Source organism: Brevibacterium aurantiacum (assembly GCF_900169065.1).
GTDB lineage: Bacteria > Actinomycetota > Actinomycetes > Actinomycetales > Brevibacteriaceae > Brevibacterium > Brevibacterium aurantiacum.
Window position 1 is genome coordinate 1 of the sequence record NZ_FXZB01000051.1, and the last position, 5,991, is coordinate 5,991.

Annotated in this window: 6 protein-coding genes; 2 read left to right on the plus strand and 4 right to left on the minus strand. The window is 56.2% G+C overall.

The genetic code is table 11. From position 1 onward, the window contains the following. Positions 1 to 279 precede the first annotated feature (279 nt). The 4 genes from BAUR9175_RS18880 to BAUR9175_RS18895 form a co-directional block, all read right to left on the minus strand. Positions 280 to 1,281, minus strand: a complete 1,002-nt coding sequence (locus tag BAUR9175_RS18880) for a bacteriocin-associated integral membrane family protein (protein ID WP_009882379.1) — start codon at positions 1,279 to 1,281, stop codon at positions 280 to 282. Continuing rightward, complete coding sequence (locus tag BAUR9175_RS18885; protein WP_081448531.1) at positions 1,278 to 1,991, minus strand: ABC transporter ATP-binding protein; 714 nt, start codon at positions 1,989 to 1,991, stop codon at positions 1,278 to 1,280. Before BAUR9175_RS18885 ends, BAUR9175_RS18880 begins: the two co-directional genes overlap by 4 nt. A gap of 1 nt (position 1,992) precedes the next feature. Then, positions 1,993 to 3,288, minus strand: a complete 1,296-nt coding sequence (locus BAUR9175_RS18890; RefSeq protein ID WP_125187973.1) for a bacteriocin-associated integral membrane family protein — start codon at positions 3,286 to 3,288, stop codon at positions 1,993 to 1,995. Between the two features lie 94 nt (positions 3,289 to 3,382). Then, positions 3,383 to 3,730 (minus strand): lactococcin 972 family bacteriocin, encoded by a 348-nt coding sequence (locus BAUR9175_RS18895; protein WP_009882376.1) that lies wholly within the window; start codon positions 3,728 to 3,730, stop codon positions 3,383 to 3,385. Positions 3,731 to 4,485: 755 nt separating this feature from the next. Here BAUR9175_RS18895 and BAUR9175_RS18900 point away from each other — a divergent pair. Together BAUR9175_RS18900 and BAUR9175_RS18905 are read left to right on the plus strand one after the other, a co-directional pair. After that, positions 4,486 to 4,857, plus strand: a complete 372-nt coding sequence (locus BAUR9175_RS18900; protein ID WP_240520273.1) for a helix-turn-helix domain-containing protein — start codon at positions 4,486 to 4,488, stop codon at positions 4,855 to 4,857. A 75-nt stretch (positions 4,858 to 4,932) separates the two neighbouring features. Then, positions 4,933 to 5,463, plus strand: a complete 531-nt coding sequence (locus BAUR9175_RS18905) for a PIN domain-containing protein (protein WP_240520274.1) — start codon at positions 4,933 to 4,935, stop codon at positions 5,461 to 5,463. The last annotated feature ends 528 nt before the right edge of the window (positions 5,464 to 5,991 follow it).

The window sequence follows — 5,991 nt, forward strand, 5'->3', positions numbered from 1 at the left end:
GTCCACGTCGAGGTCTTTCGGATGGGCAGTGTGAGAACTTCCATCATCGGAAGACCTCGACGTCTATCCGGGTAGCGACTCGCTCTGTTTGAAATTCATCGGTATACACTCTCGTTTGCGAAGAGCCGGGAATCTCGGTGGCCGAGGCAGCCCGACGCTACGCGGTCTCTCGGCAGACTCTCTACAACGCAATCAAAGGAACGGGAGCCTGCTCTCCCGATTCCTGAGGAGCTGAGCGTGTCAACCTATTGACGCCGAACGAGATGCCCGCAGTCGATTTTATGCGAAACGTTTTTTGACAAGATCGCTGACGCGGACCCGGTTGATGATCAACACCCCGGACAGCGAAGCTGCTGCCGTGAGCACGGTTGTGCTGATGAATGGGACTGCAAGAACTCGCACCGCGATTGCGAAATCCATTCCAGGTATCCATGGCAGCACTGCGATGCACAATATTGCGGCCGCGCCAGTGCTGAGTACCCCTCTCAGTCCTAAACGTGACCACCATGCTCGAATGAGGGAGTAGCCGTGCAATCGCTGCACCCCCAGCGCCGCAGCGTCGCGAGCTAGCGCACCGATCGTAGCCACAATGACCAGCGCGGCGAGGGTGCCAGAAAGCGCTAGAAGGGGCGTTGTAGACACCGGTTCGGCATCCACTGCATCGTCAGTGTCTTCAACGAACGTGGCGGGGGTGGTCAATGCTGCATCTGGATCTGTTTTGAGGATCTCTTCATTTACTTGCCGGCTGATTGCTTCAAGGAAGCCCTCGAAATCTCTCCGAATATCGGTTTCGGCTTTGTAGACACCAATCGTTGGGAGGTTCGCGAACATGTCTTCTAACGGGCGGAATGTGAGGTCGTAGCTATTCGCGAGACTCTGCGGAGTCTCCTTCGTAGCACCGGGTTTAGTCGACAGCACTGTCCCTGTGCTCTGCGTTTCGGAGTTGGTCAGCGTGTTTGCGCCTGTGAGGCGTGCACGGTCAAATATCTTCGTTGGGTGGTTGAGTCGAATGTAGTAGGTGAGGTCGAGGCCGTTTCCATCTGACTGGCGAACGGTTCTTCTCACGAGATTGACATTGTTCTCATCCGCCGCGGTAGTGAGAATACGTTCTGTCGCCGAGGGATCCTGGACGGGTACATCGCGGGGCCACATGAAGACCGTCATGTCTTGGGTGAGACCCTCAGTGGCGGTTTCCTGTGCACGCTTCATCTCGGTGGCCAGTCCAAGAGCTGCTGTAATGATGAACGTGAAGAAGAGGATGACCGCGACGAAATTTCTCACGAATGTGCGTCCTCGTGGCCTGCGTCTTGGTTTGATGTTCCTTCGTGTTTACTCAGGGAGGCGACTTCTACGGTTCTGGTACAGATTTCAGCTACTCGAAGGTCATGCGTTGCGAGGAGGAGGGTCCGTCCGTCGGCGCTCATTTCCCTCAGGAGTTTGACGATTTCATCGCGGTTGTTTTCATCGAGTGATCCGGTGGGTTCGTCGGCGAGAACGAGTTCGCATGGTTTCAGCCAAAGGCGCGCGATGGCTACTCTCTGCTGTTCTCCTCCGGAGAGAGAGTAGACGCGGCGATTTTCGTATCCAGGCAGACCCACGCGCTCGAGAATGCGGGCGATCTGCTTTGCGTGATCACTGCGGTCGGAAGAGTAGGTCAAAGCGACTTTCAGGTTTTCGCGCACCGTCGCGGAGTCAATGAGAGCGAAGTTTTGAAACAGGTACCCGAGGCGATGCCGCAAGAACAGAGTGGCATCGCGCGAGCGGGGCCGTGGTGCTGTGGTGCCGAAAAGTCGAACTTCGCCTGCATCGGGAGAGTCGAGCAGTCCAGCGAGATTGAGGATCGTCGACTTCCCAGACCCGCTGGGCCCGGTGAATGCGACCATTTCCCCGGGGCTGACAGAGAAACTAGCGTGACTGAGTACAGTCCGTCCGGTGTAGGTTTTTTCGACGTTGTCGAAAGCGACAGGGTCTACTTTTTTACGGCTGGGCATATTAGATTTCCTTGAGGCGGAGAGCGGGATGGCGGCGATCGAAGACCATGACGACAGCGGTGGCGATGACTGCCTCCACGAGCACAACGGAGCCAGTGACAGCAAGGAGAGCCGGCCATTCATCGAGAAGTACCAGAGGATGGAAATACTCTGGGATCGCCACATGGCCGCCGAGAACATAGAAACTGGTGGCTGCCACCAGTGCGGCAGGGATGAGAAGTAGCCAGGACGTTGCGAGCCCCGCGAAGACCTCCCCGAAACTCTTGAGCCTCGAGTAACCGTGGAGTCTGCGGATAGCTGAGTGCACACGCCATCGTTCATAGGCGACTACTACAGCCACGATGCTTAAGACCACGGTCAGGGCTCCGGCCACAATTGCGGCAGTGATCAACCAACGTGCATCCTCAGATGAGAGGGAAAACTGCTCGTTGATTGCATCGGCAGGGTAGACGAGTGCAGTGAAATTGTCATCGAGCTCGTACTTCTCGAACAGGGGCAGCAGCTCTTGGTAGACCTTCTCAGGGTCTCCATCGACTCTCACCTTCATTGGAGTGTCGATTTCACCGGTGATCGTGTTCTCCCAATCGCTGGCGATGGTGTTCGATCGTGTCATCACTGTGACGATGGGGTCAGGCAATGTGTTGCCCTCTTCCGGTCGTATTTGGGTGTTAAACGTGAATAGATCCTGGCCGGGCTGTGTCCATACGATGCGAACCTTCTGTTTGCGGACTGCGTCACTGACTTCGTACCTATTTGCTTCTGAGTATTCGACGTCGCTATCGGACGGGCCATTGCGTGATTCCTGCACATAGTCCCGGATCAGGTCCTCGCGATCCTTCAGAGTCTCCGGAACAGCGATGACCCAGTCAGTTTCTTCATCTGAAACTGCGATGGGTTTTCCTGAGCTATCGAGAACGGGATACTTCTCAAGATAGTTGGTGTTCACGCTCATCTGAACATAGGGCAGCACAGGGTCGTCTCCGACAACATCCATGTCAGCTGCCTCGACGTAGATCCCTCCGCGATCGTCCAGCTCGGGGTAGATGCGTTCGGCTACGGTTTTGGAGATTCCGTCAGTGCCGTCCTTGATGGCCTGGAGGTCGTCTCCATTGCTTCGTGGGAAGTAAACGGCATAGTCTGTGCTTTCACTCCAGTCAGTGAGTGCCGAAGCATCGTCTGAAACGAGGGTGAAGGCGCTGAAGAGGCCGACAGCCACGGCAATGAGCACCCCCGCGGCACATGACTTTATCCCGAATGCCACCAAAGTCTTGATGCCACCCTTGGAAGGTATCCGCATAGGTTTCCTATCGTTAGCAGAAGATCATCCGAGCTGGGGTAGGCCGACTTTTCGGCCTACCCCAGCTCGGATGAGGATACTCGAACGGTTTTGACTACGCGTTCGCGCTCCACTTCGTCTTGCAGGTCTGTGATCTCTTGCCGTAGGCGTTCGCGTTGGCCCATTTGCCCTTACTGGCGGTCTTCGTCACATTGACGGAGCCGATGATCGCACTGCCAGAGTGGCGCTTTGTGCGGTGGAAGTAGTGGGAGTAGCACTTCTTCTGCTTTCCGGCCTTCGTCGTCACTTTCTCGCTACCGAAGTTCCATGTTCCACCGCCCGGGCTCTTCTTCGCCTGGGTAGTGAAGCCTTCCCCTGTTGCCTCATCTTGCACAATGGCTTCACCTGAGGTCGCTTGTTCGCTTGAGGCGCTGACGTTGCTGGAGGAGGTGTCACTTGCCATTGCTCCAGTCCCAGTTGCCGACAGGGCAAGCCCGAGAACAACCGTCGCTATCGTCTTTGAAGTCTTCACTCCACTCTCCTGTTTCTATCAATCATTCTTCAGTGAACGGTCAGGATTGACCAATTAGTCACGCTAACGAGAAGTTCCGCAAAGCACATCGCACGATAGTATGAAGTTTCGACCTTTTTCACTCAGCAACCAGAGCCGTGGGACTGATGGAGGGTTTGGTGCCATCTAATCTGGCTTGGTTTCAGACAGATCGGGAATGTCGATCACCAGTCCACAACCTTATCCGCAAGTAGTCCGCGATGCCGTCGTCCGCGTCGCACGGATCGGGGCTCGAAAGCGACGGGCGCCCAGTGGTTGCGCACACCCCTCATTGGGGCCGAAGGTCAGACTGTGTTCGAGATGCTTGATTCGGGGGACAAGTCACCGTTTGGCTATGAAAGCTGCCTAGCTTTGGTTTGGTTGATGGTGCATTTGCGAGCACCCGGGTTCATGATTTGGCGATTTCGTGCGGCTCAGCCGCCGGTAGACGTAGAGATGACCGACGGTCTACGATAAGTAAAACGTAAGAAACGAAAATTGAGAAACGAGATGTCATGACTACAAGGGCAGCGGCACAGGACACCTTCTTCGCGCCTGGAGTCCGGGGCACTGGTGAGGTCTACGATTTCATCGAAGCCCACGCCGCGAAGACAGGCTCCCGACCCGAGCCTCACTTCTACTTATCAGGGCCAGACGCAGGCGACCAGGTGGAACTGCCACACGAAATCTACGAGATACTGGTCAAAGCTGTCGACGCCATGCGATCTGGCATGGCGGTCACAATCACCCCGAACTCACTGACGATGACGACGCAGCAGGCGGCCGAACTTCTCGGCATCACACGCCCAACACTCGTCAAGCTGCTTGACGAGGGCAAGATCCCCTTCGAGAAGCCAAACACACACCGGCGCGTACGGTTGGCTGATGTTCTCGCATATAAAGAACAGCGAAAGGCTGAGCAGCATGCGGCTATCGCTGAAATGGGTGGCTATGACGAAGGAAAGGAAGGCCGCGAGCAGGCGCTGGCTCGGATGAAGAAGGCCCGAAAGATCGTTGCCGATCGCCGACGCGCCGGCTAAGGATGGCACGATAGCTATATGTACACCGCGCTCCTCGATAGTTGCGTACTTTGGCCCAGCCTTCAGCGGGACTTCTTGTTATCCCTTGCCGCCGAGGGTGCCTATCGTTTTGTCTTCAGCGAAAGCATCCTTTCAGAGGTCGAAACCAATGAGGAGCTCAAGCTCATTGATCGCGGGCGAGACCTCGATGGTTCGCGTGCCGACGCCCTTCACCTGAGCAGCCGAATGCGCGAATCCTTCGCTGACTCAATTGTCTACGGGTGGGAAGGTCTAGAAGGAACATACGGTCTCCCCGATCCCGATGACGAACATGTTCTGGCAGCTGCCGTCGTGGGCGGAGCAGGATGCATCGTCACTGAGAATATGAGGGACTTCCCGCTCGATAACATTCCCGAGGGACTTCAAATTATTGGAGCCGTCGACTTCGCGCACGAGACAGTCAGTATGCGACCGGATCTGGGTGCGGCTGCGGTGACCGCGTGGGCGCAACGCTCGGGTAGGAAGTACGCGGCAATGTCGGAGGCGGACTTCCTTGACGAGCTCGATCGCAGATATGAATTGAACGCTGCCACCGCAATCGTGCGCAACTACTTCGATTCCAAGTAGGACTGCGCTTTAGGCAGAGGCTGCTCACACCAAACACCTGAATCGTCTTGGGAATAATGGGGACAGTGGAGCCCCGGAAACGACTTCCCTGGCATGCCGAATCAACGTAAGTGACCTCTCGAGTTGTGCCGGACTCTGGCCAAAGCAGTCATAGCGTCCGACGGATCGAAGGATACCTCGTGGAATTTGACACGATGGCGAGACAAATTCCGCCTCAGAAGTCTGTCGAGGGCCTGGTCGACGATGCCCTCTCCTGACAAGATGCCGAGATCCTACACAGTGGGTCGATTTGCCCACAATCTGCCCACAATTCCTTCAAAACCACCCCGGTCTAGGAGTATCAACGTGATGACTGTGGCCCTAGAATTCAAGGGCCGCCCCCGTCACCTGCGACGTAGAAAGTGTATAGAAGCGGCTTTCGGTAGCGCACGTGGAGTGAAGTGGTAGCACGAGTGCGGGAAACCGGTAGCAGTCTTGCTGTGGGCTTCCCGCGCTCGGCGGTGTTGGTCACGACGGATCGGGTACGCG

What these genes read in the sequence shown, in the direction of transcription:
- BAUR9175_RS18885 (WP_081448531.1), bottom strand. Translation starts at nt 1,991, where the DNA reads ATGCCCAGCCGTAAAAAAGTAGACCCTGTCGCTTTCGACAACGTCGAA.
- BAUR9175_RS18890 (WP_125187973.1), bottom strand. Translation starts at nt 3,288, where the DNA reads ATGCGGATACCTTCCAAGGGTGGCATCAAGACTTTGGTGGCATTCGGG.
- BAUR9175_RS18895 (WP_009882376.1), bottom strand. Translation starts at nt 3,730, where the DNA reads ATGGCAAGTGACACCTCCTCCAGCAACGTCAGCGCCTCAAGCGAACAA.